This is a genomic window from Ruegeria sp. AD2(2025) (assembly GCF_056542385.1).
This window is the reverse complement of the sequence record NZ_JBQFZS010000001.1, coordinates 19,658-46,083: the sequence shown is the minus strand read 5'-3', so window position 1 is coordinate 46,083 and position 26,426 is coordinate 19,658. Positions and strand designations below refer to the sequence as shown.

Sequence of the window (26,426 nt, the reverse complement as noted above, 5' to 3'; positions counted from 1 at the left end):
CCCCATCGCGCCTGCGGGCGCGATTCCCCCCGAGGATATTTTTGGCCAGATGAAGAAGATCCCTTTTTTAGGGAGAGCTATGGGGTGTCGCATGGGCGATTTGAACGCGTATTGGGCTGGGAAGCTGCGTCAGCGCTGGGGGCAGGAGGCGCGGTTGACGCGGTTGGATGGGGAGTATGACCTCAACTTTCTGGTGCGGGCGACCAACGGTCAGGACTATGTGCTGAAGGTGATGCGGGCGGGGTGCTCGCCGGGGCTGGTCGATTTGCAGATCAGGGCACTGGAGCATATTGCCTCAGCCGCGCCCGGGCTGCCGTTTCCGAAGATCTTTGCTGATCTGTCGGGGGCGATGTTGCCCGTGATCCAGGATGATGATGGTGCCGAGCGGCTGGTCTGGTTGCTGGAGCGGTTGCCGGGAGAATGCTATGCCCGCAGCGCGCCCAAGACCGAGGATCTGATCCTGAAACTGGGCCGCGTGCTGGGCGCGACGGATCGGGCGTTGGAGGGGTTTGAGCATCCCGGTCTGCACCGTGAAGGGTTCAAATGGGACCTGATGCAGGCGGGTTGGATCGCCGATCATTTGGGCGTGATCGAGGACCCTGCGCGGCGGGCGCTGTTGCAGGAGGTTGTGACGGGGTTTGATGCCATTCGCAGTCCGTTGGATGATCTCCCCCAGCAGGCGATCCACAATGACGTCAACGACTATAACATTCTGGTCGAGGGTCAGCTGAGCGACCGCCGCAGCGTCTCGGGCCTGATCGATCTGGGCGATATGTGCGCCGCGCCGCGGATTTGTGATCTGGCAATTGCCGGGGCTTATGTGGTGCTGGACCACCCCAAGCCGGAACGGGCGCTGACAGCGCTGGTGTGCGGGTACCATGCGGCCAACCGGTTGCGGGCGGAAGAGGTCGATTTGATCTGGCCTCTGCTGCGGATGCGGTTGGCGGTGTCCGTGGTGAACTCGACCCTGATGGCGGCGGAGAATCCGGATGATCCGTATGTGACGATCAGTCAGGCCCCCGCGTGGCGGTTTCTTGAGAACGCCTCGGTCAATGGCGAGCTGATGGCGGCGCGGCTGCGCGCGGCCTGCAGTCTGCCGGTGGTCGATGGGGCGGAGCGTATCCACACCTATCTGGCTGATCATCGCGGGCAGTTCGCCCAGATGTTCGGGCAGGATCTGAGCGACGCACCGATGGGCTCGCTGTCAGTTGAAAACTCGACCTGGCCGCAGAACCCGTTTCATATGCCGCTGGACGAGGCCGCGCGGGTGGGTGAGGAATTCGGGGAAGGCCTTTGGTTAGGATATTACAACGAGCCCCGCCTGATCTATGCCGAACCGGGCTTCCGCAAAGGGCCGTGGAAGGCCTCGGACCGGCGGACAGTGCATCTGGCGGTGGATGTGTTTGCGCCTGCCGGGACAGTGTTGCACGCTCCACTCAGCGGTCGGGTCGAGGCGGTTGAGAACCGAGATGCGCATCTGGACTATGGTGGCATCGTGATCTTGCACCACGAGACGCCCGAGGGTGATGCGTTCTATACGCTTTATGGCCATCTTGACCCCGAGGTTTGCGACCGTCTGAAACCCGGTGATCCGGTGGCGCAGGGGGCGGCATTTGCGCGGCTGGGGGATGCGACGCAGAATGGTGGTTGGGTGCCGCATGTGCATTTCCAACTTGCGCTGACCACGCAAGGCATGCAGGCCGACTGGCCCGGCGTAGCTGATCCGGATGAGTTGGAATTGTGGAATGCCGTCTGCCCCAACCCCGCGGCCTTGCTGAACCTGCCGGATGACAAGGTGGCGTATCGGCCGACGGACAAGCAGGCGATTCTGCAGGGGCGGCGCGATCACTTTGGGGGCAACCTCAGCCTGACGTACGATGATCCGGTCATGCTGGTGCGGGGGTGGAAACACCACCTGTTCGACGAATGGGGCCGCCCCTATCTGGACGCTTATAACAACGTGCCTCATGTGGGCCACGCGCATCCGCGCATTCAGGCGGTTGCGGCGGATCAGTTGAAGCGGATGAATTCGAACACCCGCTATCTGCACCCGGCGCAGACGGCCTTTGCCGAGAAGGTTTTGTCGAAACTGCCCGATCATTTCGAGGTCTGCTTCTTCGTGAATTCCGGCACCGAGGCCAACGAGCTGGCGCTGCGTCTGGCGCGCGCGCATACCGGGGCGAAGGGGATCGTGACGCCGGATCACGGGTATCACGGCAACACCAACGCGGCGGTGGCGATTTCGGCCTATAAGTTCAACAAGCCGGGCGGTATCGGCAAGGCGGATTGGGTCGAGTTGGTTGAGGTCGCAGACGACTATCGCGGGTCGTTCAAGCGCGATGATCCCGACCGCGCCACAAAATTCGCGGATTTTGCGGATCCCGCGATTGCCGCTTTGCAGGACCGTGGCCATGGGGTTGCGGGGTTCATCGCCGAAACCTTCCCCTCGGTCGGGGGGCAAATCATCCCGCCCAAAGGCTATCTGCCGGCGGTTTATGAGAAAATCCGTGCTGCCGGCGGTGTTTGCATTGCTGATGAGGTGCAGACCGGGCTTGGTCGTCTGGGTGAGTACTATTTCGGCTTTGAGCATCAGGGAGCGCTGCCCGATATCGTAGTGATGGGCAAGCCGATCGGCAACGGGCATCCTCTGGGCGTGCTGGTCACCACCAAAGAGATCGCGCAGAGTTTCGACAACGGGATCGAATTCTTCTCGACCTTCGGCGGGTCCACGCTATCCTGCCGCATCGGCAAAGAGGTGCTGGATATCGTCGATCACGAAGGCCTACAGGACAATGCGCGGCTCATGGGTGCGCGCCTGATGGACGGGTTGCGGCGGATCGAGGCCGATTTCCCTCAGGTCGGAGATGTGCGGGGCATGGGGCTGTTTCTGGGGGTCGAGCTGATCAATCCCGATGGGTCCGAGGGCACCGAGATTTGCAACTATGTCAAAAACCGAATGCGAGATCATCGCATCCTGATCGGCAGCGAGGGGCCGAAGGACAACACTCTGAAAATCCGCCCGCCGCTGACGATTGAGGCCGAGGATGTGGATATGATCCTCTGGGCCCTGCGCGATGTGTTGTCCGAGGTGGGTGATTATGCCCCCGAACCCACCTGCGATCATCATCACACAGGCTGCGGCTGCTGCTGAGAAAACAAAACCCCGGCAAAATGGCCGGGGTTTTGCGTTTGCCGATCAGTGCAGCACCGAAGATGGGGGTTGGTGCCCGGTCGTCGGCAGGGGGATTGTTGCGGTCATACGGCGCAAGGCCAGCCCAAGTTCTTCTGACAATGATGCCAGCGCAGGGGCAAAATCGGGCCGCACGATCAGTGAGGCCATCATCATCGCATCCTCGCGCGCACCCTCAGAGGCGGCTGCGATCATCTGGGCAAAGCAGTTCTCATCCGCGCCCAGACAGGCGCAGCCAAGCCCGTGCCGCACCAGAGGCCGCCGGCCGTGATGCGCACAGAGTGAGCACAAACGATCCAGCGTCATCATCGCAGCGCGACCGTGATCCGCGCCCAACGCGATATCGAAATCGCTGGCCGCATTGGCTCGGCCACCGGCACCATCGCCCCAGAGACGCAGATACATCACTGCGCCCGCCTCAATCGGGGTCAGGTCGGACAGACGTCCGACTGCGGCACCGCCGCGCGATGCAGGCGCGCTCATTTCGTCAGGATCAATTTGCCCGCGCGGGTGATGCGCAGGGTATACAGCTGATCGCCCAGCTCGATATGGGCCAGGTTTCCGCCTGCGGTCAGGTCTTCGGCCTTGTGGGCGGGCAGCATCGAGACAGCATAGCTTTGGGTCGGGTGGGGGGTCTGCGCGTTCATCGGGGCATCTCCAGAGCGGTTTTGGCACATGGCCTTATCTGTTCGTGGTTCGCTTGATCTGGCTGACCCGGAATCGGGTTGGCTAAGTGTTCCTGAGCTTTAATCTGATAAAAATAGTAAGATATGTCAACCCTCGGTTTTTCCCTCCTAACTGTTGCGCGGATTGCAGTAGCGGCTTACGCCTTGGGCGACATAAAACACGGGTGGATTCGGGTATGGTTGCAGTTGTTGTCTTTGATCTGGACGGAACTTTGGTGGACAGCATTGCCGACATCGCAAATGCAGCGAACCGGATGCTGGAGGGTCAGGAGATCAGCCCCCTGCCCCATGACACCATCCGGCAATTTGTTGGCAACGGCCTGCCCAAACTGGTCGAGCGAGTGATGAGCCATTGCGGGATCGCCCCGGATCGCCATTCTGAACTGAGCCAGATCACGTTGACCTACTACAACGCTGCCGCCAGCGATCAAACCACCGCCTATCCCGGCGTGCCCGAGGCGCTCGATCAACTGCGCGCCATGGGCTGCGCCCTCGGCGTGTGCACCAACAAGCCGGAAGAGCCCGCGCGCCATGTGCTGGACGCACTGAACCTGTCACAGCATTTCGACATCGTCCTTGGCGGGGACACGCTGACCACCCGCAAACCCGACCCCGCGCATCTGTACGCCAGCTTTGACGCTCTGCCCGATACAGGCCCGCGGATCTTCGTCGGCGACAGCGAGGTGGATGCCGAGACCGCGCAACGGGCGCAGGTGCCGTTCCTGTTGTTCACCGAAGGCTATCGCAAATCCCCGGTGGCCCAGATGCACCATACACTCAGCTATAGCGACAGTCGGGACCTGCCCGGTCTGGTGCGGCAAATCCTGCAGGATACCGCGCCGCGATCCTGATACCCATAAAAAGGGGTTGAGGGGCCGGCCAAGGGGGTAAAGAGCCAGCCCCTCATCGGGGGAAATTTGTGAAAGTGGTATGGGCGCATCGGCCCGGTGGTTAATCAATAGTTAACGCAGACCTGCCGGGATCGAAATTGGGGGTTTCCCGTAGAAATGCACTTTTTCGCCAAAACCCCAGCAAAGTAAGGCCAAAACATGGCAATCAGGCCGACAGCTCTGCCGCTGACTGGGCGATCACAAGTTCTTCGTTGGTCGGCAGGACCATCACCCGCACGGCGGACGCATCGGTCGAAATCACGCGCGCGTTGCCGTCGTTGGCCTGCGTGTCCAGATCCACCCCCAACCACCCCATATCAGCGCAGATCTGCGCGCGCACCAAGCCCGAGTTCTCTCCGATCCCGCCGGTGAACACGATGGCATCCAGCCCCCCCAGCACAGCCGCAAGCGCGCCCAGCTCGCGGCGGGCGCGGAAGGTGAAATATTCAATGGCGCGGCGGGCGTCGGGTGTGTCAGACTGTTCAAGTGTCCGCATGTCGTTCGACAGTCCCGACAGCCCCAGCAAGCCCGATTTGCGATAGAGCAGGTCCGAGATTTCCCCGGCCCCCATGCCCTTCTGCTCCATCAGATACAGCATCACACCCGGATCAAGCTGACCACAGCGCGTGCCCATGGCCAGCCCGTCCAGCGCCGAAAAGCCCATGGTCGAACCCACCGACTGGCCGCCACGCATGGCACACATGGACGCGCCGTTGCCCAGATGGGCAACGATGACGCGCCCCGCATGGACCTCGGGCATGGTCCCGGCCAGATGTCCCGCGATATAGTCATAGCTGAGCCCGTGAAAGCCATAACGGCGGACGCCCATGTCGTAATACTCGGTGGGCAGCGCGAATGTGTCATTGACCCACGGGTGATGGCGGTGAAACGCGGTGTCGAAACAAGCGACCTGCGTGGCCTTGGGGAACCGGGCCATCGCGGCGCGCGCGCCCGCCAAATTGTATGGCTGGTGCAGCGGTGCGAAGGGTTCAAGCGCTTCAAGGCTACGCAGAACCTCGGGACTGATGACGACAGGGCGGTCGTTATCCGGCCCGCCATGTACGATCCGGTGCCCGACCGCAGCAATCCGGGCCGCCGGAAACCGGGCTTGCAGCAGGCCCAGAACCCGGTCCAGCGCGCTGTCATGATCGTGGATTGTGTCCGAGACCTCATCGGACAGTTTAACGCCATCCGCGCCGCGCAGGCTGACCGAGGCCCCGGCGCTGCCGATCCGGTCGACCAAGCCAGTGCAGACCGGGCTGGGCTCGGGCCCCTCAAGGGCGAACAGACCAAATTTCAGCGAGGAAGACCCGGCATTCAGCGTAACGATATGATCCATCAGACCTTTCCAGACAGCCGCGCCGCATGCAGCGCCGCAACGGCGCAAGAGGCAAGACGCGCCTTGTCATCATCCGCCCGGCTGTTCAGGATGATCGGCACCCGCGCCCCCAACACCACTCCGGCACCTTCGGCATGGGCAATATAGGTCAGCTGTTTGGCCAGCATATTGCCAGCGTCCAGATTGGGTACGACCAGAATATCAGCCCGCCCCGCGACTTCGGACACGATCCCCTTGGTCCGCGCCGCCGCCAGACTGACCGCGTTGTCCATGGCCAGAGGGCCATCGACCAGACCGCCCTTGATCTGACCACGCTCGGCCATTTTCGACAAAAGCGCCGCGTCGATGGACGAGCGGATTGCGGGGTTGACCGTTTCGACCGCCGACAGAACGCCCACCTTCGGCGCGCCGATCCCGATCGAGATCGCCAGATCGATGGCGTTCTGGGTGATGTCGATCTTGGTTTCCAGATTTGGCTCGATATTAATGGCCGCATCGGTGACCAGCAGCGGATGGGGCTGGCCCGGCACATCCATGACAAACACATGCGTAAAGCGCCGCCCGACCTTCAGGCCGCGATCCCGCCGCAGGGCTGCGCGCAGCAGATCGTCAGTGTGCAGGTGACCTTTCATCAGCGCCTCGGCATGGCCTTCGACAACCAGATCGACGGCTTTATTGGCAGCGTCAAAATGGCCCTCAACCGGAATGATCTCGGCATCCCCAAGGGAGATACCCGCCTCTTGCGCGGTGGCTGCAATCTTGTCCGGGTCGCCGATCAGGATCGGCCGGATGATGGTTTCGCGCGCCGCCAGCATGGCCCCGCCCAACGAGTTGGGGTCTTCCGGCGCAACAACGGCCGTGGGGATAGGCGGCAGGGGCCGCGACCGGGCAAGTAGCGCGTCGAAATGCCGGTGCCGCTGCACCACAAGGCCGGGAACCTCGATCTCGTGGAACGACAGCTCTTTTTCCGGCGCGATCACCACCGCCGTGCCCGACACGATCAGCGCATCATCAGCAGGCCGGGTCACCTGGGTTTCCAGCAACACCTCGCGGTTCTCGCGTTTTTCGATCACCGTAACCCGCGCCATCAGCTCCTCGCCGGCATGGGCACGATCACAGAATTCAAAGCTCTGCGATTTATAAAGCGTCCCCGCGCCGGGCAGGATGTTCCCCAGCACCGCCGAGATCAGCGCGCCGACAAACATCGCGGGCGCGATCGCCTCGTTGACGCTGTCGCCATCGCCGTCCTCGGTGGACAGATGCAGGGGATTGTGATTGCCCGAATTCGATGCGAAGGCAAAGAAATCATCCTCGGTACAAATCCGTGTCAGCTCGGCCGTATCGCCGACCTGAAGCTGATCATAGGTTTTGTTGTGATACTGCATGGGACCTCTCGGCGGCTGCTTTGGGCCGAGCCTTATGGGATTTGAGGTGAATATCCAATGCCGCCTGCGGGACTTTTCTAAGGTTTGAAATCCTCGGGCACACCAAAGGGCGGCGTGTCGAGCGTTGTGCCCGTCAGCGCGCCCATGAAGGCCACGAGATCCGCGATCTGGTCATCCGTCAGGTCCAGCGGTTGGATGTCGAGCTTGCGACGCTGGCGCGCCATCTCGAACCGGTCCTGCCAGACGATGAAATCCGCCTTTGCCAGCCACGGCACCTCCGGCAGCGCGGCCATATCGGGCGTCCACGCAGCAAGGCTTTGCGAGGGGTTCAGGTGGTGGCGGATGATGCTTTCGAGGTCGGGAAAGGCGCCGTTGTGACCATAGGGGGCCGTCTCGGTCACATTGCGCAGCATCGGGGTGCGAAAGCGATAGGCGTCCTCAAGCCGGTCGCTCTCGCCCATGCGGCCCACGTCGCGGGCGTAGGGGTCCCATTGGCGGGTCTTGCCGGGGCCAAAGGGCGGCAGGCCCAGCGCGTGGAATTTCTGATCCGACAGCAACGGACCGGAATGGCAGTTTGCGCATCCCCCATCCCCGAAGAACAGCGTCATGCCGTCTTTCTGTTGCGATGTCAGAGCCGCGTGATCGCCGGTCAAATACTGGTCGAACGGGCTGTCGGTACTGCGCCATTCCAGCGCCATGAACGCGGCCAGAGCGTTGGCAATCTGGGTGATCGTGATGTCCTCGGTCGTGTCGATGTCATCGAACGCCTGAACCATCGCGGGGCCATAGTGCGGATCGGTACGCACCCGCTTAGCGAGGATCGGCCAGCCCTTGTCGATCCGGTCATGCACCGCGCCGGTCACTTGATTTTCGGCCACATTCCCGGCCATTTCGAACTGCGAGGTCAGCGGGAACAGCGCCTGCGCCGCCAGCAGCGAGTTCAGACCTTCGGGCAGCCATTCCTGCGCAGGAGAGTTGAAGCCATTGCCATAGACGTCCGAAATACTCAGGCGGCCATCATGGAAAACAGTATGGATATCCTTGGCCCCAAGGTTCCAAAGCCCCGGAGAATTGCGGGGAATGCGCTTACGGATCATGTCCGCCCCGACCCCCGGCGTGCGGTCCGGCCCCAGCCCCTGCCCGCCCTCTCCGATGCCCAGCGACAGCCCGTCCGAGGTGCCAAAATCCGGGTGGTGGCAATGGGCGCAGGCGATGTTTTGGTTGCCCGACAGGATCGGGTCGTAAAACAGTTGATGACCGATGGCGGCCTGTTCCATATCAAAGGGGATAAAGTCATCATCGGTCAGCGGGCGCGGCAGGTCCTGCGCCGCCGCTGCGCTGACGAAAAGGAAGAAAAACCCATGCGCCAGCTTGTATTTGCCCTTTGTCTGCTTGCCACCCCGGCGCTGGCCGAACTGGAACAAGCGCGCGATCTGATGGAGGCCGGAGAGTTTGAGGCTGCGCGAGAGGAGCTGTTGCCAGCGGCACGATCCGGCAACGCCGAGGCCGAGGAATTGATCGGAGTGATGTACGGGCTGGGTCTTGGGGTCGAGCAAGACTATGAGCGCGCGTTCGAATGGTACCTGCGCGCCTCGTTGAAGGGGCATCCGGGGGCGCAATCCGGTATCGGCTGGTACTACGAGCTGGGTCTGGGCATGCCCGCGCCGGATCTGGTTCGGGCCTATATGTGGTACACGCTCAGCGCGATTGGCGGCGATCCCGACGCGGCGATCAGCCTTGAGGAAGTGGTCAAGAAGATGACGCCGGAGCAGATCGATAGGGCGCATGTTCTGGTCAACGACTACAAAGGGTGGATGTACCCGTTTCGGTAAGGGCCGGACCCGACGCCCGGCCCTGTTCGCTTAGTTCAGGTCCGCATCACGCGACGCGTTCACGTCTGCCTCTGCTGCGGCAACGGCCTCGGTCAGAGCGGTAAACACTTCGTCCCCGCGCGCCACGTTGGACTGGAACCAGTCATAGACCGGGGTTGCGGCCTCTTTGAAGGCAGCCTTCTGGTCAGGCGTGGGCACATAGAGATCACCGCCACCGGCGACGAAATCCTCATAAGCCTGGATCGATTTGCGCTTGGGTGAGGCAAAGGTGGCCTGCTGCAGCGCATAGAACCCGTCGACCACGACGCGGCGCATATCCTCGGGCATCTCCTGGAACTTGGCGTTGTTCATCCACCATAGCGCGCCCATATAGGCGTGACCGTCCAGCGTGACATATTGCAGACCGGCATCGGGGAATTTCATGCCCATGATGTCGGTGATGCCGTTCTTGGACCCTTCAACAACACCGGTCTGGAAGCTGGTGAACAGTTCCGGCCACGGGATCGGGGTCGGCGAGGCACCCAGCGCCTTGACCAGTTCCTGCGGAAGGTCGGCGACGACGGTACGGATTTTCAAGCCTTCCATATCTGCAGGCTCGGCCACCCGGCGCTGCGTGTTGGCAAAGTTGCGCCAGCCGCCGGTGTTGCCGATGGTCATCAGACGGATCGCGCCGCCGGAATCCTCCAGCGCCATGTCGCGCACCTTGCGGGTGAAATCACCCGACAGAACATGCTCGGCAATCCGGTCGTCTGCCATCAGGTAAGGCAGGTCCAGAACCTGCACGTAAGGAAAGATGCCCGAGGCCCCACCCGAGGTCGAGATATAGATGTCGATGGTGCCATCGGCCACGCCCTGCAGGCACTCGGCACCGTTCGAGCACAGCTGGGTGCCGATGAACAATTCGACCTCAATCGCGCCGTTCGATGCGGCCTCGACATAGTTCTTGAAGACGATCAGACCATCATAGTCTTCGTCGTTTTCGTTCGAGTTAGCGGTTGCGCGCAATATGTAATCGGCAGCCGTTGCGGCAATCGCGGACGCGGCCACCAGCGATGTCGCCACCGCTGCGGTTTTGATGAAGTCTCTGAGCATGCGTTTCCTCCCTGTGATACTCAGTTGGCAAATCCCGTTATCCTCGGGATCGTCATGGATAGTGCGGGGACATAGGTGATCAGAAAGATCACGATGATTTCGACCGCCAGAAACGGCAGGATTGCCTTGGCGATGGTTTCGACCCGTTCCCGCGACACGGCGGCGGCCACGAACAGCACCAGCCCCATAGGCGGGGTGGCCAGACCGACGGTCAGGTTGACGCTCATGATAATGGCAAAATGGATCGGGTCCACGCCGAGGCTGGTAAAGATGGGGCCAAGGATCGGGCCGAGGATAATGATCGCGGGGCCCGCGTCCAGAAACATGCCCACGATGAACAGCAGCAGGTTGATCAGGAACAACAGGATCAGCGGGTTTTCCGACAGGCTGAGGATCAGCGAGGCCAGTTGTTCAGGCGCATGGCTCAGACTGACCACGGTCTTGAACGCCATCGCCGCCCCGACCAGCAGCAGCACCACTGCCGAGGTCATGCCCGCATTGCTGAGGATCTCGGGCACCTCTTTCAGCGTCAGCGTGCGCAGGACGAAGAACCCGATGATGAAAGCGTACCCCACGGCCACCGCAGCGGCCTCGGTCGGGGTGAAGATGCCGCCCAGAATGCCGCCCAGAATGATCACTGGCGTCATCAGCGGGAAGAAGGCCTTAAGGCTGGCCTGACGACGCTCGCCCCATGTGTATTTGCGGCTGGCGACGGGAAAATCGTATTTGTCGGCCATGACCTTAATCATCAGCATCAGCCCGACGCCCACCATCACACCCGGCACGATGCCCGCAAGAAACAGGGCGGCGACGCTTTCGCCCATCACATAGGCATAGATGATCATGATGCCCGAGGGCGGAATGATCGGCCCGATCACCGAGCTGGCCGCCGTAATCGCAGCGGCGAATTTGCGGGTATAGCCCTGCTTCTCCATCGCCGGGATCAGCATCGACCCAAGCGCCGAGGTATCCGCCACAGCGGACCCCGACAGCCCGGCGAACAGGATGGAGCTCAGCACATTCACATGCGCGAGGCCGCCCCGCAGGTGGCCCATCAAGGCCTGGCTGAACTCGACAAGGCGGATGGTGATGCCGCCGCGGTTCATCAGCTCGCCCGCCAGCATGAAGAAGGGGATCGCCATCAGCGGGAAGCTGTCCATGCCGTTATAGACATTGCGATAGAGCAGCGTGATGTCGTTGGTCTGACCGCTGAGCCACAGCAGAATGCCCGGCGCCGCCAGCAGCGCGAAAAAGACCGGCAGGCCGATCAGCAGGAACACAAGGAATGTGGGCAAGAACCAGATCAGCATCTATTCAGCCCCCATCGCCGCGTCCGGGATGACGGGCAGCAGGTGCCCTCCGCCCATCAGGGTGACGACCGACCGCAGGATCAGTTCGATATTGACCGAGATCAGCAGGATGATCCCCACCAGCAGCGACGCCATCATCCAACTGCGCGGAATACGGTACCATTCGTCAAACCCGAAAGAGGTCGGCAGATACAGCGCCGCGGTGGCGAACCGACCGCCAAAGCCCGTGACCTCGGACCAGCCGATATTGACCGCAACCAGCAGCACGATCAGCGAGATCAGCAACAGAACCAAATAAAGCGCCTGTCCGACAATGCGTGGCAGCAGGCGTTGCAGCATGTCGATAGCCACGAACCCGCCGCGCCGGAAGGCGGTTGGGGCCATCAGGCCGGTCATCCACAACATGCAGAACCGGGCGGCCTCGTCCGGCCAGGGCAGCGCGTTGTCCAGAACATAGCGGAAGAACACCTGAATCAGGATCGCGACCACCATGAACGCAATCGCAACGACACCAACCGCGCGGCCCAATCGCAGCGCGGTTTCGTTCACGAATGCAATCGGCGCAAGCACCGATGCCAGTCCGCCCATGCGGATCCTCCCTTGTTCAGCCGCAGGTTTGCCCTGCGATCATGATAGCGCGCTTAAGACTGCGCGAATTGGCCGAGTTTTCCGGCATAAAAGGTCAGCGCGTCTCCGTCCGCCATGCTGGCCTTCAGGACTTTGCCCACCATGATCACGTGATCGCCTGCATCATGATAGGCGTGCTGCTCGCATTCAAACCGGGCAAGACTGCCCGGCAGCAAAGGGGTGCCGTTTTCACAACGGTCATGTTCGATGTCCCGCAATGCATGGGCGTCTTTTGAACAGCCAAAGCACAGCTCGGCCTGTTCGGCAGACAGGACATGCACGCTGAAATGGCGCGCTGCGTGGAAATAGCGGAACCGGCGCGAGTTGCGATCCCCCGCCCACATCACCAGCGGCGGGTCCAGCGACAGGGACGAAAAACTGTTGGCGGTGATGCAGATCGGCCCATCCTCGCTGTCGCAGGTCACGACGGTGACGCCGGTTGCAAAGCGGCCAAACGCATCGCGCAGGGTGCGGGTGTCGTCTTTGTGCGGCACAAAAGTATGGGTCATGTCACGTGAGATTGCATTCATCATGGCACCTCATGTCCCAGCGCCGCCTCATACAGGCGGAACCAGCTTTCACGATCCAGTTTGACCTTGAACGCGTCCGAGGCGCGCTTGATCCGATCCAGATTGTTTGTCCCCAGAACCGGCAGGATATGCGTCGGGTGCGCGAGCAGGAAAGCCACCGCAACTGCGGCACGGTCGACACCGAACTCTGCGGCAATCTCATCGGCGACCGCCCCCACCGGAGGGTTCCCGGCCATCAGCAACCCTCCTCCCAGAGGTGACCACGCCATCAAGGGGTGCCCATGCTGCTGATGAAAGGCCAGATCACCATTGGTGAAGGGGCTGATTTCGCCCAGAGAAATCTCGATCTGGTTGGTGACCAGTTGCGTTTTCATAGCCGATTGTAGCAGCGACCAGTCCCACGGGCGAAAGTTCGACACGCCCACCGCACCAACCTTGCCGCTGGCCACGACCTCATCCAGCGCCGCGCCGGTTTCATGGTGATCCATGAAGGGATCGGGGCGGTGGATCAGCAGCAGGTCGATATGGTCAATTGCCATCTCGGCCAGCGAGGTCTCGACCGATTTCAGGATATGCGCGCGCGAGGTGTCGTAGTATTTGACCTTGGCATGTGAATACCTGCCGCATGGCGCGACGATATCGCATTTGGTGACGATCTCCATCTTCTGGCGCAACGCAGGATTTTCGCGCAGCGCCGCGCCCAGAACGGCCTCGGCATTGTAATCGCCATAGATATCCGCCTGATCGAAGGTGGTGATGCCCTGATCCAGACAGGCCTGTATCTTGGCCTCAACATGCGCTGCCGAAGTATCGCTGTCGTCGCCCAACCGCCACATGCCATAGACAAGGCGGCTCATTTCCAGCGTGTCGGACAGTTTCACACGTTCCATCAGCGACGAACTCCGTTGCCCAGCGGGGTCGCCGGGGTGGTTGCGGGCAAGCGCCCATAGGCTTCGGGCAGCGAGCAGGTTTTCAGGTTGGGCAACACGCGCGCGCCAAAATGGCGGGCCTCGTCCATGTGCGGGTAGCCCGAGAAGATGAAGGCGCGGATGCCCATCTTCTGATATTCCTCGATCTTGGTCATCACCTGATCGGTAGACCCGACCAGTGCCGCACCACAGCCCGACCGCGCGCGGCCAACGCCGGTCCACAGACCCGGTTCGACATAGCCATATTCATCCGCCAGATCGCGGTTCTTGGCCTGATGCGCCACCCCCAGCGAGGTCGCATCCAGCGCCCGCTCGCGGATCGCGCGGCCATATTCATCATCCAGTTTCGAGACGATGTAATCCGCGTATTCCTGCGCCTCGGCCTCGGTATCGCGCACGATCATGTGGACGCGCAGGCCGTAATCCAGCGTGCGGTTGTAGTTCTCGGCCACCGCGTGGACGGCCTTCATCCGTTCAGCCAGCTGGTCCTTGGTTTCGGGCCACATGAGGTAGACATCGCAATGCTCGCCGCACAGTTCCAAAGCAGATGGGGAATAGCCACCGAAATAGAGCAGCGGGCCACCGGTCTGATAGGGTCGGGCCGGATCGGTGGTCAGGCCCGAGAAGGTATAGACCTCACCCGCATGATTGATCTCGTCCTGGGTCCAGGCCTGTTTGAGTATCTCCACCACTTCGCGGGAACGCTGATACCGGTAGGCACTGTCGGCTTTCTCACCCGGGAAGTCGGACGAGATGATGTTGACCGTCAGCCGCCCCTTCAGCATGTGATCCAGCGTCGCAATGGTGCGGGCCAGCATGATGGGCTGCATCTCGCCACAGCGCACGGCCGCCAGTAGGTTGATCTTTTCTGTGATCGGTGCGCAACCGGCGACAAAGCTTAGCGTGTCCTGACCGACCTGATACGAGGACGGGCACAGGATGTTGCGGAACCCCTGCGCCTCGGCCTCTTTGACGATGCCGGAACAGTGATCCCAACTGGACCGAAGATCGCCATCGGGCACACCAAGGAACTGATAATCGTCCGAGCAAAGTGCGGCAAACCACGAAACCTCAGCCGCATCCAGATCAGGGGATGTGATGGGGACCATGGTCATTTGATTCGCGCTCCGTACATCTTTTACTTTTCTCTTGCGTAGCAACCACATTGATGTAGATCAATAGTGTATCAATTTTTCCTGCGACCGAATGAAGCGCGCGACAGTGACCCCAAACAGCCGCAATCCCAACGCCCTGCCGATCTATGTGCAGATATCCGAGCTGCTGATCCGCGACATCGCGGCGGGCCGCTTGATGGATGGCGAGCGTCTGCCGCCCGAACGCGAGATGGCCGCCAACCTGAATGTCTCGGTTGGGACTTTGCGAAAATCGCTCGCAGAGCTTGAGAAAAAAGGCATGTTGGAGCGTATTCAGGGCTCGGGCAATTACATCCGCGAGACCGGGACGCAGAACAGCGTCTATGCGATGTTCCGGCTGGAACTGCCCGAGGGCGGTGGCCTGCCGCGCGCCGATATCCTTTCGGTCGATCATCTGGAGAAGCCATCCGACCTGCCCGATTTCGGCCAATCCAAGCACGGATCGCGGGTGCGGCGGATGCGCTATCTGAATGACACAATCATCGCTGTCGAAGAAATCTGGCTGGACGAATCGGCCGGAATAGTTGACCAGAGCCTGCTGTCAGACTCGCTCTATCGCTACTACCAGCAACAGCTTGGCTTCTGGATCACTCGGGCCGAGGATCGCGTTTCGGTCGGCACCCTGCCCGATTGGACGCCCGAAGGTTTCACCAAACCCGCTGGCCAGGTCGCGGGCTATATCGAACGGTTCAGCTGGTCCGAAAAGGCGGACCCTGTCGAGTTTTCAAAAACATGGTTCGATCCGGATCGGGCCACCTATGTCCAACGCCTGAAGTAAAAGGAACTGCGCATGACCCCGACCATTCACTACGGGCTGATCGGATGCGGCATGATGGGGCAGGAACATCTGCACAATATCGCGCTGCTTGAGGGCACGCGCGCCGCGGCCATTTTCGAACCCGACCCAGAGATGGCGCAAAAGGCGCAAACCATCGCGCCGGATGCGCAGATGGTCGCCTCCATCCAGGACCTGCTGGCGATCGGTGATCTGGACTGCCTCGTGATCGCCAGCCCGAACCACCTGCATGTCGAACAGCTGATCGAGATCGCGCAGACCCGCCCCCTGCCCCTGCTGGTGGAAAAACCGCTGTTCACCGATCCCACTGATCTGGACCGGCTTGAGCAGTTAGAACGCGACTACCCACACCCGATCTGGGTGGCGATGGAGTATCGCTATATGCCGCCCATTGCGGCACTGATTGATGAGGCGCAGACGACTGGTGGCATCAAGATGCTGTCGATCCGGGAACACCGCTTTCCGTTCCTTGAGAAGGTCGGCAACTGGAACCGGTTCAACCGCAATACCGGTGGGACTTTTGTCGAAAAATGCTGCCATTTCTTCGATCTGATGCGCCTGATCCTGCAATCAGACCCGGTACGCGTCTCGGCCAGCGGTGGTCAGTCGGTGAACCATTTGGATGAGACCTATGCAGGCGAGACCCCGGACATTCTGGACAATGGCTATGTCATCGTCGACTTCGCCTCGGGCGCGCGCGCGATGTTGGAATTGTGCATGTTCGCCGAAGGGTCCCGCTATCAGGAAGAGATCTGCGCCATCGGCCCCGCCGCCAAGCTTGAGGCCCTGATCCCCGGACCGGGGCGGTTCTGGCCAGACCATCTGGGCGAGCCCCCGGTGCCTCAATTGATCGTAAGTCCGCGCGCGCCCAAAGGCCCGGTCACCCGCGACATTCCGGTTGATCCCGAATTGCTGGCCGCAGGGGATCACAACGGATCAACCTATTATCAGCATAGGGGCTTTCTGGAGCTGCTGCGCGGGGACCGCGCGACCCCGGATGTTTCCCTGCAAGATGGCATTTGGGCTGTACGCATCGGGCTTGCTGCGCAACAGGCGGCGGAACAGGGCCGGACGGTTGTCCTTTCAGACTAGCGCCACAAACCTCTCAAAACGCCGCAAATACGGCCAGGCGCTGCCCGATTTCCAACCTGCTGGATCCGGTAACGAGACTTCCAGAAGAGATCAGGCTCCACCCTGTGCCACCAATGCAACTCCGACGCGCGACGACGCCGCAAAGCCAAGATTGTAATCACGCGGGCAATACCGGTTCATACTGTTTTGAGGGATTTTACTGTGGAACGTCATTGATTCCTGACTCAATCGACTTCCAAAACCTCAACAAATGGGCAAATCGTGTCATTCAATTCTGACCCAACCGTTAAGCATTTCTGACCCAAAACAATCAACGACATTGACCGACGCTGCAACCAAGGTCTCAAGGAAGCCCAATACGCCGTTACTGCGTCTCACATAAACCGCAAGGGAAACACAGAAAGCTGACATTGGAACGGCAAGAACGGCCCAAAGCGGACTTCAATTGGAGACAAGAGCGGTGCTGAGCAACTATTCCAAACCCAGACGTTGGAAGAATTCGTGTATCTCGGCCAGCGCTCAACACCTCGTCCGCTGACATCGCCACCATAAATTTGCTACGACAAGCTGGCAACCGCACCGACAAATTCGGTCCACCGTTCGCGGTCCACAAACCCATAATGTCCTGCGCCCGCCCACTCTTGCGCTGTGCAGTTGGGAAGTTCAGAGCAAAGGTGCCGAGGCATTTCAGGCGAGATGATATCGTCTGCAGTACCGTAAAACATCTCCACCGGTTGCCGGATCGCCTTTGGCGAAAATCCCCAATCCCAAAGAGCCATGGTCATTTCGAATACACCTTCCTCGTGTTGTTGATAACCGAGACGAAAGTTCTCTTCGAACAAGGCCTGCTGCTCTGGATTGCGGAGTATTGTTTTGGCTTCGTTGGGCATTTGGTCAACGACAGACTCCACGTATGAAGGGATGTCTTTCAGAGCACTATTAGCGCCCACACGCTCTGCCCAGCGGATCAAGAAGGCCAGATGCCGCAGTTTCGCAATAGTCTTCAGGTCCTTCAATACCAGCATTTTGGTGACGCCGGGCTCATCGAATGGCGCCACAGGAGAAGCGAGCGCAACTTTGCGCACACGTTCCGGCATGTGATATGCCACCGCCAAAGCGTGAGGACCGCCCCCGGAATGGCCCGCGACGTTGAAGGTATCGAGGCCAAGATGGTCAGCCAGGTCCTCCATATCAGCGCCCCAATCGACCATTTTCCGATCCCTCTTCGGACTCGATCCTCCGACACCGGGCTGATCTGCTGCAATCCATCGCACTCCGAGCGAAGCAGTTAGGCTGTCGTCGGGTTGACGAATGACGTGAGAGTCTGAAAACCCGTGGCTGAAAATCACAGGTGTTCCGTTTGGGTCGCCGTAGCTGCTGAACGCGAGCGTTCTACCATCTCTGAGAGTTATGTGTTCGGTCAATTTGTTCTCCTAAAACGAAATTTCATTGGGTCGTGGAGTTATCAGAATGCCAGCAAAGATTTGGTACGAAGATACGAGGCGTTCTCACTTCTAGGCACCATAACTAATGGTCCGCATAATGAAACGCAGACGTCCGATCGAGCTCGCGCCGGACAGAGCAGTCTGATTGGCGACAACCAGATCAAGTGCTTATGGAAAGCCCCAAATTATCGGAGCTTTCGCCGTTACGTATGGAGCCCCACCTAGTCGGCGAATGTATATTCACCCAGGTCGCATAGGTTCAGATCATAGTCTTCGGCTTCGGAACCGTCGGCAAAGACGCCGCGAATATCATAAACACAGGTTGTCAGCCCGTCTGCGATATCCGCGCCGATTTCATACCCAGGCCGCACTCGGGGCTCGGGAACCTGACGCCAAGGGAATTTGCAGAGAAAATGAACATGGACAAACTGCCCGCGCAACGCCATCAAATCAAACCCAAGGACTCTCCGTGAGATGGAGGAAACTTGGGACTCAGGTCGGGTGGACGCTAGTACTAAAAAGAGCTGTGAGAGACATATTCGGCTAGAACTGCTCTGCTCCCATTTTTCCAGATCTCGTTTAGCCACCGGGCGAAGGCTGCGACAAACCGAGTACTATGGTCAAAATCGCCACAATACATGTCCTGCTTGAGCCAAAGTTCGGGATCAGTTTTGGCTGCCAGCGCCGTTTTTCTCAGATGTTCCCAAACGGGGTCATTGGGGGCGATTTCTGAGCCATCCTCGCGAACCCCCGCGCACATTCTGCACCAAAAAGCTTCTGCTAGAGCAAGTCCGTTTATGGAAGAGTCTGAAGCAATTGCATTGCGTGCCGAGGGCAGAATAAACTCAGGGTGTCGCGCCGATCCGTCAAACGCGACCCGGCGCGTTGTGTCGTGAATTGCGGTGTTTTCAAATCGACGTTCAACCAGCCCAAGGTACTCTTGCGGGGTCGTTCCGGGAACAGCATCGACATGAGGTAGAATTTCTTCGATTTGAACCTTCTTGAAAAACGCCAGTATGTCGGGATCTTGCATACAGGCTGAAATCGTCGGGACATTTAGTATCTCTCCGACATTCGCGAGCAATTGATGGCCTCCGTTCAATATGCGCAGCTTCTGTGCCTCATATCCGTGAACGTCCTTGGTCAAGGTGGCTCCAACCTGTTCAAATGATGGCCGTCCGGCACAGAAGCTATCCTCGATGACCCATTGACGAAAGTTCTCGTGTGAAACCGGAGCGCGGTCATCAATACCAAGCGCATGGCATTGAGATATCACTTGATCTGTTGTCGCTGGCACGATGCAGTCGACCATCGAGTTGGGAAATGCGCCGTTCCGGTCGATCCAATCGGCAAGATCAGGGTCCGACAGGCGCGCTAAGCCAACGATACAGTTTCGAAGGATAGTGCCGTTGCCCTGAAGGTTATCACAGCTCAGCGCGGTGAATGGGGTCAAGCCATTTGCGCGACGTATCCCGAGCGCTGCAACAATGGCGCCGAAAGCGGTGCGAGGGTGATTTGGGTTTGCCGCATCGTGGAGAATATCATCGTGATCCGTGTCGAAAGCTCCGGTATTGGCATCCAGAAAATAGCCGCCCTCAGTTACAGTTAAGGATACAATTCGGATAGACGGATCAGCCATCCCGCGGATCAGTGCAGCGTTGCCTGTTTCAATCGGCAGATAGTCGATCATCGGGCCTATGACTTCTGCGGATATTCCTTGTGGATCCAGATCAATCAACGTGGTCAGGCAATCCTGCGCCAGCAACTTCTGATGCATCCCGGCGTCATAGCTGCGTACTCCTGCTCCGATAATGGCCCAATCGCGGGCCTGGCCCTGCTGCATAAGCTTGTGAATGTACCAAGCCTGATGGGCGCGGTGGAAATTTCCAACGCCGATATGAACGATACCGGGCGTCAAGTCCGAGGGTCGATAAGCAGGGGTTCCGACAGTTGTTGGCAAGTCTGCCAGCCTGTCTCGCCGTAGCGGGATCGGAGGTGTTGCGTGTGCCACAGGGTTCATCAGCTCATCCAATTTCCGCCATCGACGTTGTAGGTTTGTGCAACGATGTATTTTGCCTCGTCTGAGGCGAGAAACACGGCCATCCCGGTCAGGTCTTCGGCCCGACCCATTCGGCCATAGGGAACGGCAGCCGCCACTTCTCGTTTCTTCTGCCCCAGGGATTTTCCTTCGTGTTTTGCGAAGAACGCATCTACGCCGTCCCAGTGTTCGCCATCCACCACACCAGGAGCTATGGCGTTCACATTTATCCCGTGTGAGATCAGGTTTTGGCCCGCAGATTGAGTCAGGGAAATGATCGCGGCCTTGCTGGCGCAATAAACGGCGACCAGAGGTTCACCACGCCGTCCGGCTTGAGACGCCATATTGATGATCCGACCTTTAGTGCCATGCGCAATCATATGGCGTGCGACAGCTTGCATGGTGAACAAGGCACCGGCGACGTTGATATCAAAGACACGTTCATAGTCGGCGCGTTCAATCTCGACAATCGGGGCGGCGGTGAAGATCGCGGCGTTGTTAATCAATATGTCGATCGGGCCGAAATGCGATGCGGTGCGGGCGATGGCGTCGTCGATACTCTGCTGGTTTGTCACGTCCATTTCGACGGCTATGGCAGATGCGCCGATCTCGGCTGCGGCCTGTTGAGCGCGTTCGATGTCGATATCCGCGATGGCAACGCGTGCGCCTTCCGCGACATAGGATTTGGCAAAGGCCAGCCCGATGCCGCGCGCTGCACCGGTGATCAGAGCGATTTTGCCATTCAGACGGGTCATTCGATCCGCAGTCCTTTTTCATCGAAGCGGTGGATGACGTCGGCCCGCGGCGTCAGGTGAACACGATCCCCGTGGCGGAAGCCGACCTCTCCATCGGCGCGAACCGTGATCGTCTCGGCCAGTCCAGTGTCGTGGACATGGAAGAAGGTGTCCGAACCCAGATGCTCCGAGACGCTGACAACCCCAGACCATTGGCCTTCGGTTTCGGAAACAGCAATATGTTCCGGGCGTATGCCGATGGTTTTCGCGCTGTGTTTTGCGGCCTCTTCACCCTCAATGAAGTTCATCTTGGGGGAACCGATGAAGCCCGCAACAAACAGGTTCCGCGGTGTGCGATACAGCTCCAGCGGGCTGCCGACCTGTTCGATCACCCCGGCCTGAAGGACGACGATCTTGTCGGCCATGGTCATGGCTTCGACCTGATCGTGGGTCACGTAGATCATGGTGGTGGCCAGTCGCTCGTGCAACTCGCTGATCTCTAGCCGCATACCAACGCGCAGCGCCGCGTCGAGGTTCGACAGAGGTTCGTCGAACAGAAACGCCGCCGGTTCGCGCACGATGGCGCGGCCAATGGCAACCCGCTGGCGTTGACCGCCGGATAGCTGTCCGGGACGGCGGTCCAGGTAGTCTGTCAGGTTCAGGACGCTGGCCGCGCCTTCGACCCGCTTGTCGATCTCGGCCTGATCCAGTTTCGCCATCCGAAGGGGAAAGGCGATGTTCTTGCGCACGGACATATGCGGGTACAGCGCATAGGACTGAAACACCATCGCCAATCCGCGCTTGGCAGGTGGCACGTCGGTTGCGTCCGTCCCGTCGATCTCAATATGACCGCTGGTGATATCTTCAAGCCCTGCGATCAGGCGCAGCAGGGTGGATTTACCGCAGCCCGAGGGGCCGACGAAGACGGTGAACTCGCCATCTTCGATGGTCAGATCCAGCGGCGGGATGACCTGCACGTCGCCGAAGCTTTTGGTCACGGACTTGAGTTGAATGCGTCCCATGTGTCGTGTTCCTTATTTCACAGCGCCGAAGGTCAGGCCGCGGACAAGTTGTTTCTGGCTGAACCAGCCAAGGATCAGGATCGGTGCAATCGCCATGGTCGAGGCCGCGCTGAGCTTGGCAAAGAACAGGCCCTCGGGGCTGGAATAGCTGGCGATGAAGGCGGTCAGCGGGGCGGCGTCGACCGCTGTCAGGTTGAGGGTCCAGAACGCCTCGTTCCACGCCAGTATGAAGTTCAGCAAAACGGTCGAAGCGATGCCGGGGATGGCCATTGGGGTTAGAACGTAGAGGATTTCCTCTTTCAACGTCGCTCCGTCCATCCGCGCGGCTTCCAGAATTTCACCCGGGATCTCGCGGAAATAGGTGTAGAGCATCCAGACGATGATCGGCAGGTTGATCAGCATCAGGACGACGACCAGTCCTCCGCGCGTATCCAGCAGGCCCAACTGAATGAAAAGCAGGTAGATCGGGTACAGCACGCCAACCGCAGGCAACATCTTGGTGGACAGCATCCACAACAGGATGTCCTTGGTCCGCTTGGATGGGACAAAGGCCATGGCCCAAGCTGCAGGGACTGCGATGATCACGCCCAACAGGGTGGAGCCGCCTGCTATGATGACCGAATTCCAAAGAAAGCGCATGTAATCCGAGCGTTCCTGCACGATGGCATAGTTTTCCAGCGTCCAGTCGAAGTTCAGAAAAATCGGTGGGCTGGCAATCGCCTGTGCTTCGGTTTTGAAGCTGGTCAGGATGGTCCAAAGGATCGGGAAAAAGATCAGCAATCCTACAGCCCAGGCGAGGGCGGTGTTCAGCGATTTGCGGCGGGTTGTGACAGCGCGGGCCATGGTCGTTCCTCCTCACGCGTCCAGGTTCTTGCCGACGATGCGCATCAGGAAGATCGCAACGATGTTGGCAAGGATGATTGCGTAGACACCTCCGGCTGATCCAAGGCCGACATTCTGGCTTTCCAGCACGCGCTGGAAGATCAGGTAGGTGAGTGTACGGGTGCCGAAGGCGCCGCCGGTGGTCACGAAAATCTCGGCGAAGATCGACAACAGAAAGATCGTCTGGATCAGGATCACGATGGTGATCGCGCGGTTCAGATGCGGCAGGATGATGTGGTAAAAGCGTTTCAGCACAGGCGCGCCGTCCATCTCAGCGGCTTCCAACTGTTCGCTGTCCAGCGACTGAATCGCAGTCAGCAGGATCAGCGTCGCAAAAGGCAGCCATTGCCACGACACGATCATGATGATCGAGGTCATGGAGGCCTCGGACAGCCATGAGATCGGCTCGGCCCCGAAAAAGCGCCACAGATGCGCCAGCAGGCCGTTCACCGGGTCCATGAACATGTTCTTCCAGACCAGTGCGGATACGGTCGGCATCACGAAGAACGGGGCGATGACAAGGATACGGACAACGCCTTGCCCCCACATCGGCTGGTCCAGCAGCATGGCCAGCAGGATGCCGAGAACCACCGTGATCACCAGCACGCCGCCCACGATCATCAGCGTCGCCTGAACCGCAGGCCAGAACGAACTGGACGAGACAAACCGGACGTAATTGTCAAACCCGACCCAGCCCAGATCACCGCCACGCAGGGGCAGATACTTCTTGAAGGAAAAGTACAGCGTCATCGTCAGCGGCACGAGCATCCAGCCCAGAAGCAGTACAACTGCAGGTGCCATCATCAGGCGCGCAACGGATCGGGAATGTTGAGTAGCCATGAGACAAGACCTCTCTGTTCAGGCACATACAAGCCTGCGAGAAAAATGCGCGTTGTGGAAGTGGGGAGCGGGGGACAGAAACCTGTCCACCCGCGTGGGAGGATGCCTCAGTACCCTGCGGCTTCCATCTCTTCCGCGGTGAAGGCCTGCGCTTTTTCCAGCGCCTCTTCCACCGTTTGCTGTCCGGCGTAGACCGCCGAGAACTCTTGGCTCACTTGCGTGGCGATACCTGCAAATTCCGGGATCGCGACGAACTGGATGCCAACATAGGGCGTCGGTTGTGCGCAGCAGTTATCCGGATCGGCTGCTAGGATCGAATCCAGCGTTTTCTGGGCGAACGGAACCTTCTGGTATTCGGGGTTCTCATACAGCGATGTCCGCGCACCCGGCGGCACATTGGCCCAACCTTCGTTTTCAGCCACCAGTTCGATGTAATCCTTGGACGTGGCCCATTCGATGAACTGCTTAGCGGCATCCTCTTGCTGCGTGCCTGCCGGGATGGCGAGCGCCCATGCCCAAAGCCAATTGGCGCGCTTGTCTACACTTTCGGAGTTTGGTGCGAGGGCAAAGCCAACCTGATCGGCCACGGTCGAGTCATCAGGGTTTGTCACAAAAGACGCTGCAACAGTGGCGTCGATCCACATGCCGCACTTGCCCTGCTGGAACAGCGACAGGTTTTCGTTGAAGCCGTTGGTCGCATATCCCGCCGGGCCAGACTCATTCATCATATCGACAAAGAAGGTCAGCGCCTCTTTCCACTGGGGTTGATCGAACTGTGGCTTCCAGTCTTCATCGAACCAGCGCGCGCCGAAGGAATTGCCGGTCACGGTGATGAAAGCACCGCCCTCACCCCACCCAGCCTTGCCGCGCAGGCAGATGCCGTTGATATCATTGTCGCGATCCGTCATGGCTGCCGCTGCTTCGCGGATGAATTGCCAGGTCGGGGCCTCGGGCATTTCCAGACCGGCCTTTTCCATCAGATCGGTGCGGTACATGATCATCGAGCTTTCGCCATAGAACGGGGCCGCGTAAAGCGTCCCGTCATGGCTCAACCCGTTGCGCATCGCGGGCAGAATGTCGTCCACATCATATTCGGCGGACATGCCTTCTAGCGGCACCAGCCAGCCATTCGCGCCCCAGATCGGCGTTTCGTACATGCCGATGGTCATGATGTCGAACTGACCGCCCTTGGTGGTGATGTCAGTGGTCACGCGCTGGCGCAGTACGTTTTCTTCCAACGTCACCCATTCGACATCAATGCCGGTCGCTTCGGTGAATTTATCCGTATAGCCCTGCATCCGGATCATGTCGCCGTTGTTTACGGTGGCGATCGTTATGGATTGTGCGTGGGCTGCTGCCGTCGCGACGAAAGTCAGCGCAGTCGCCGCACGAAGTGCGTGTTTCAAGTACATCCCTGTCCTCCCTGAGCTTGGATGTCGTGCAGGGAAGGTAGGTCAAAAATTATCGCGCCGTCAATAAAAACTTTACGCGCGCTAATTTTAAGCGCTATGCGGATTCCCTCAAAACCAGTCGCGCCGGGAAGAGAGTTTCTGTCCGGCGCTCAAATTCCCCACCGTTTTCAACAAGTTCAAAAAGTGTTTCGACACTTCGAGCTGCCACGTTGTCATAGTCATGCGCGGCGGTAGTCAGTGACGGGCATGTGAATTTTGCAAAGGGGTGATCATCGTTAGAGGCCACCCGCAGCGCACAATCGTCTTTCCGCCCAACGCGAATCCCCTGTTCAAAACACGCTGCCAGAAAGCCGATTGCCAATCGGTCATTGCTGCACAGAACTGAATCCGTACGCAGCTTGCGTTCATCCAGAACCTTGAGCGCACCCTTTCGGCCGATCTCTTCAAAGGCCCAACCCGTGCCTTCGATTTTGATCACATGAGGCTCAAAACCCAGGCGCTCCATGACGTCGACATAAGCCTTGCGCCGCTTGTTGGCATTGGGGTTCGCAGGTGTCCGCATTTCGAAGAACGAAGGCGGTTCGCCGGTGCGGGTCATGTATTCCACGGTCTGAGACACAAAGCTGAAATTGTCGGACCCGATAAACGCCGCGCCCAAACCGTCGAGATTGCTGTCGAACAGAACCGTCGGCACACTGGCGCAGAATTTCTCGATCGCGGATTTGTCAGAGATACGTCCCAAAGGCGCCAACAAAACGCCAGCAGGTTTCAAAGATTGCAGCCCATCTAGGATTTCGTTTTCCAGTTTTTGTTCGCCATGAGAACTGAACAGAAACGGGCGATACCCTGCCGCGATACAGCTTTGTTCTAGATACCGCGCGATTTCAGCGAAAAACGGATCGGCCAGGTAAGGCACGACGATGCCGATATTCTTGGTCAGCTTACGGTTCTGGTTCACAGCATAGATGTTCGGGCGATAGTCAAACTGTTCCAGCGCTTCCTCTATGCGAGCCCTCGTCGTTGGGCGAACACTGTCTGGGTCGTGGAAGTATTTAGACACTGTGGGTCGCGAGATCCCGCTGAGGGCTGCGAACTCTTCCATATTCTTTATCTTGGTCATGCCAGTCTGCCTGCGGATCTCAGCCGCCTTGATCTTATCCTATTTTTACATATTCTTTGCGCGCGCTAAAAGATCAATAGA

25 protein-coding genes are annotated in these 26,426 nt (G+C 59.4%); 5 read left to right on the top strand and 20 right to left on the bottom strand.

Annotated elements, in window-relative coordinates; translation table 11 throughout:
• The first annotated feature begins 91 nt into the window (after positions 1-91).
• Complete coding sequence (locus tag ACR1XV_RS00220) at positions 92-3,151, top strand: aminotransferase class III-fold pyridoxal phosphate-dependent enzyme (RefSeq protein ID WP_480528251.1); 3,060 nt, start codon at positions 92-94, stop codon at positions 3,149-3,151.
• A gap of 45 nt (positions 3,152-3,196) precedes the next feature.
• Here the strand turns inward: ACR1XV_RS00220 and ACR1XV_RS00215 are convergent, their stop codons facing one another.
• Together ACR1XV_RS00215 and hemP are read right to left on the bottom strand one after the other, a co-directional pair.
• Positions 3,197-3,673, bottom strand: a complete 477-nt coding sequence (locus tag ACR1XV_RS00215) for a hypothetical protein (protein ID WP_480528250.1) — start codon at positions 3,671-3,673, stop codon at positions 3,197-3,199.
• A complete protein-coding gene (gene hemP / locus ACR1XV_RS00210; RefSeq protein ID WP_480528249.1) occupies positions 3,670-3,837 on the bottom strand; it encodes a hemin uptake protein HemP in 168 nt (55 codons plus the stop codon). Before hemP ends, ACR1XV_RS00215 begins: the two co-directional genes overlap by 4 nt.
• Positions 3,838-4,052: 215 nt before the next feature.
• Between hemP and gph the strand changes: the two genes are divergently transcribed.
• Positions 4,053-4,727 (top strand): phosphoglycolate phosphatase, encoded by a 675-nt coding sequence (gene gph, locus ACR1XV_RS00205; RefSeq protein WP_480528248.1) that lies wholly within the window; start codon positions 4,053-4,055, stop codon positions 4,725-4,727.
• Positions 4,728-4,932: 205 nt separating this feature from the next.
• Here the strand turns inward: gph and ACR1XV_RS00200 are convergent, their stop codons facing one another.
• The 3 genes from ACR1XV_RS00200 to ACR1XV_RS00190 all read right to left on the bottom strand — a co-directional run bounded on the left by ACR1XV_RS00200 (position 4,933) and on the right by ACR1XV_RS00190 (position 8,914).
• On the bottom strand, positions 4,933-6,105 hold the full coding sequence (locus ACR1XV_RS00200) for an acetate/propionate family kinase (protein WP_480528247.1): 1,173 nt from the start codon (positions 6,103-6,105) through the stop codon (positions 4,933-4,935).
• On the bottom strand, positions 6,105-7,490 hold the full coding sequence (locus ACR1XV_RS00195; protein WP_480528246.1) for a bifunctional enoyl-CoA hydratase/phosphate acetyltransferase: 1,386 nt from the start codon (positions 7,488-7,490) through the stop codon (positions 6,105-6,107). The genes ACR1XV_RS00200 and ACR1XV_RS00195 overlap by 1 nt, the downstream gene beginning before the upstream one ends.
• A 77-nt stretch (positions 7,491-7,567) precedes the next feature.
• Positions 7,568-8,914, bottom strand: a complete 1,347-nt coding sequence (locus tag ACR1XV_RS00190; RefSeq protein ID WP_480528245.1) for a cytochrome-c peroxidase — start codon at positions 8,912-8,914, stop codon at positions 7,568-7,570.
• Here ACR1XV_RS00190 and ACR1XV_RS00185 point away from each other — a divergent pair.
• Positions 8,852-9,322, top strand: coding sequence for a tetratricopeptide repeat protein (locus ACR1XV_RS00185; protein ID WP_480528244.1), 471 nt, complete (start codon positions 8,852-8,854; stop codon positions 9,320-9,322). The genes ACR1XV_RS00190 and ACR1XV_RS00185 overlap by 63 nt on opposite strands.
• Before the next feature lie 30 nt (positions 9,323-9,352).
• Here the strand turns inward: ACR1XV_RS00185 and ACR1XV_RS00180 are convergent, their stop codons facing one another.
• The 6 genes from ACR1XV_RS00180 to ACR1XV_RS00155 are packed head-to-tail and all read right to left on the bottom strand — an operon-like array spanning position 9,353 to position 14,925.
• On the bottom strand, positions 9,353-10,414 hold the full coding sequence (locus tag ACR1XV_RS00180) for a TRAP transporter substrate-binding protein (protein ID WP_480528243.1): 1,062 nt from the start codon (positions 10,412-10,414) through the stop codon (positions 9,353-9,355).
• A 20-nt stretch (positions 10,415-10,434) separates the two neighbouring features.
• Positions 10,435-11,724 carry a TRAP transporter large permease gene (locus ACR1XV_RS00175; RefSeq protein WP_480528242.1) on the bottom strand — a complete coding sequence of 430 codons (1,290 nt, stop codon included), beginning with the start codon at positions 11,722-11,724 and terminating at the stop codon, positions 10,435-10,437.
• Positions 11,725-12,312 carry a TRAP transporter small permease gene (locus ACR1XV_RS00170; RefSeq protein ID WP_480528241.1) on the bottom strand — a complete coding sequence of 196 codons (588 nt, stop codon included), beginning with the start codon at positions 12,310-12,312 and terminating at the stop codon, positions 11,725-11,727. It abuts the gene before it with no gap.
• A 53-nt stretch (positions 12,313-12,365) separates the two neighbouring features.
• The gene (locus tag ACR1XV_RS00165; protein WP_480529264.1) at positions 12,366-12,881 is read right to left on the bottom strand and encodes a flavin reductase family protein; all 516 of its coding nucleotides are present in this window, start codon (positions 12,879-12,881) and stop codon (positions 12,366-12,368) included.
• Positions 12,881-13,771 carry an aldo/keto reductase gene (locus tag ACR1XV_RS00160; RefSeq protein ID WP_480528240.1) on the bottom strand — a complete coding sequence of 297 codons (891 nt, stop codon included), beginning with the start codon at positions 13,769-13,771 and terminating at the stop codon, positions 12,881-12,883. Before ACR1XV_RS00160 ends, ACR1XV_RS00165 begins: the two co-directional genes overlap by 1 nt.
• Positions 13,771-14,925: an LLM class flavin-dependent oxidoreductase gene (locus tag ACR1XV_RS00155; RefSeq protein ID WP_480528239.1), complete on the bottom strand. Its 1,155-nt coding sequence runs from the start codon at positions 14,923-14,925 to the stop codon at positions 13,771-13,773. Before ACR1XV_RS00155 ends, ACR1XV_RS00160 begins: the two co-directional genes overlap by 1 nt.
• A gap of 91 nt (positions 14,926-15,016) precedes the next feature.
• Here ACR1XV_RS00155 and ACR1XV_RS00150 point away from each other — a divergent pair, with 91 nt between their 5' ends.
• Positions 15,017-15,742: a GntR family transcriptional regulator gene (locus ACR1XV_RS00150; RefSeq protein ID WP_480528238.1), complete on the top strand. Its 726-nt coding sequence runs from the start codon at positions 15,017-15,019 to the stop codon at positions 15,740-15,742.
• Between the two features lie 12 nt (positions 15,743-15,754).
• Entirely contained in the window at positions 15,755-16,852 is a 1,098-nt protein-coding gene (locus tag ACR1XV_RS00145; protein WP_480528237.1) for a Gfo/Idh/MocA family protein, read from the top strand.
• Between the two features lie 557 nt (positions 16,853-17,409).
• Here ACR1XV_RS00145 and ACR1XV_RS00140 read toward each other — a convergent pair.
• The 9 genes from ACR1XV_RS00140 to ACR1XV_RS00100 form a co-directional block, all read right to left on the bottom strand.
• On the bottom strand, positions 17,410-18,276 hold the full coding sequence (locus ACR1XV_RS00140) for an alpha/beta fold hydrolase (RefSeq protein WP_480528236.1): 867 nt from the start codon (positions 18,274-18,276) through the stop codon (positions 17,410-17,412).
• Positions 18,277-18,518: 242 nt separating this feature from the next.
• Complete coding sequence (locus ACR1XV_RS00135; RefSeq protein ID WP_480528235.1) at positions 18,519-18,668, bottom strand: hypothetical protein; 150 nt, start codon at positions 18,666-18,668, stop codon at positions 18,519-18,521.
• 143 nt (positions 18,669-18,811) lie between these two features.
• Positions 18,812-20,317, bottom strand: coding sequence for a mannitol dehydrogenase family protein (locus ACR1XV_RS00130; protein WP_480528234.1), 1,506 nt, complete (start codon positions 20,315-20,317; stop codon positions 18,812-18,814).
• Positions 20,317-21,090, bottom strand: a complete 774-nt coding sequence (locus ACR1XV_RS00125; protein WP_480528233.1) for an L-iditol 2-dehydrogenase — start codon at positions 21,088-21,090, stop codon at positions 20,317-20,319. Before ACR1XV_RS00125 ends, ACR1XV_RS00130 begins: the two co-directional genes overlap by 1 nt.
• Entirely contained in the window at positions 21,087-22,091 is a 1,005-nt protein-coding gene (locus tag ACR1XV_RS00120; protein ID WP_480528232.1) for an ABC transporter ATP-binding protein, read from the bottom strand. The genes ACR1XV_RS00125 and ACR1XV_RS00120 overlap by 4 nt, the downstream gene beginning before the upstream one ends.
• A gap of 12 nt (positions 22,092-22,103) precedes the next feature.
• Positions 22,104-22,934, bottom strand: coding sequence for a carbohydrate ABC transporter permease (locus ACR1XV_RS00115; protein WP_480528231.1), 831 nt, complete (start codon positions 22,932-22,934; stop codon positions 22,104-22,106).
• A gap of 12 nt (positions 22,935-22,946) precedes the next feature.
• Positions 22,947-23,813, bottom strand: coding sequence for a carbohydrate ABC transporter permease (locus tag ACR1XV_RS00110; RefSeq protein ID WP_480528230.1), 867 nt, complete (start codon positions 23,811-23,813; stop codon positions 22,947-22,949).
• A gap of 107 nt (positions 23,814-23,920) precedes the next feature.
• Positions 23,921-25,225, bottom strand: coding sequence for an ABC transporter substrate-binding protein (locus ACR1XV_RS00105; RefSeq protein ID WP_480528229.1), 1,305 nt, complete (start codon positions 25,223-25,225; stop codon positions 23,921-23,923).
• Between the two features lie 94 nt (positions 25,226-25,319).
• Positions 25,320-26,345, bottom strand: a complete 1,026-nt coding sequence (locus ACR1XV_RS00100; protein ID WP_480528228.1) for a LacI family DNA-binding transcriptional regulator — start codon at positions 26,343-26,345, stop codon at positions 25,320-25,322.
• Positions 26,346-26,426 lie beyond the last annotated feature (81 nt).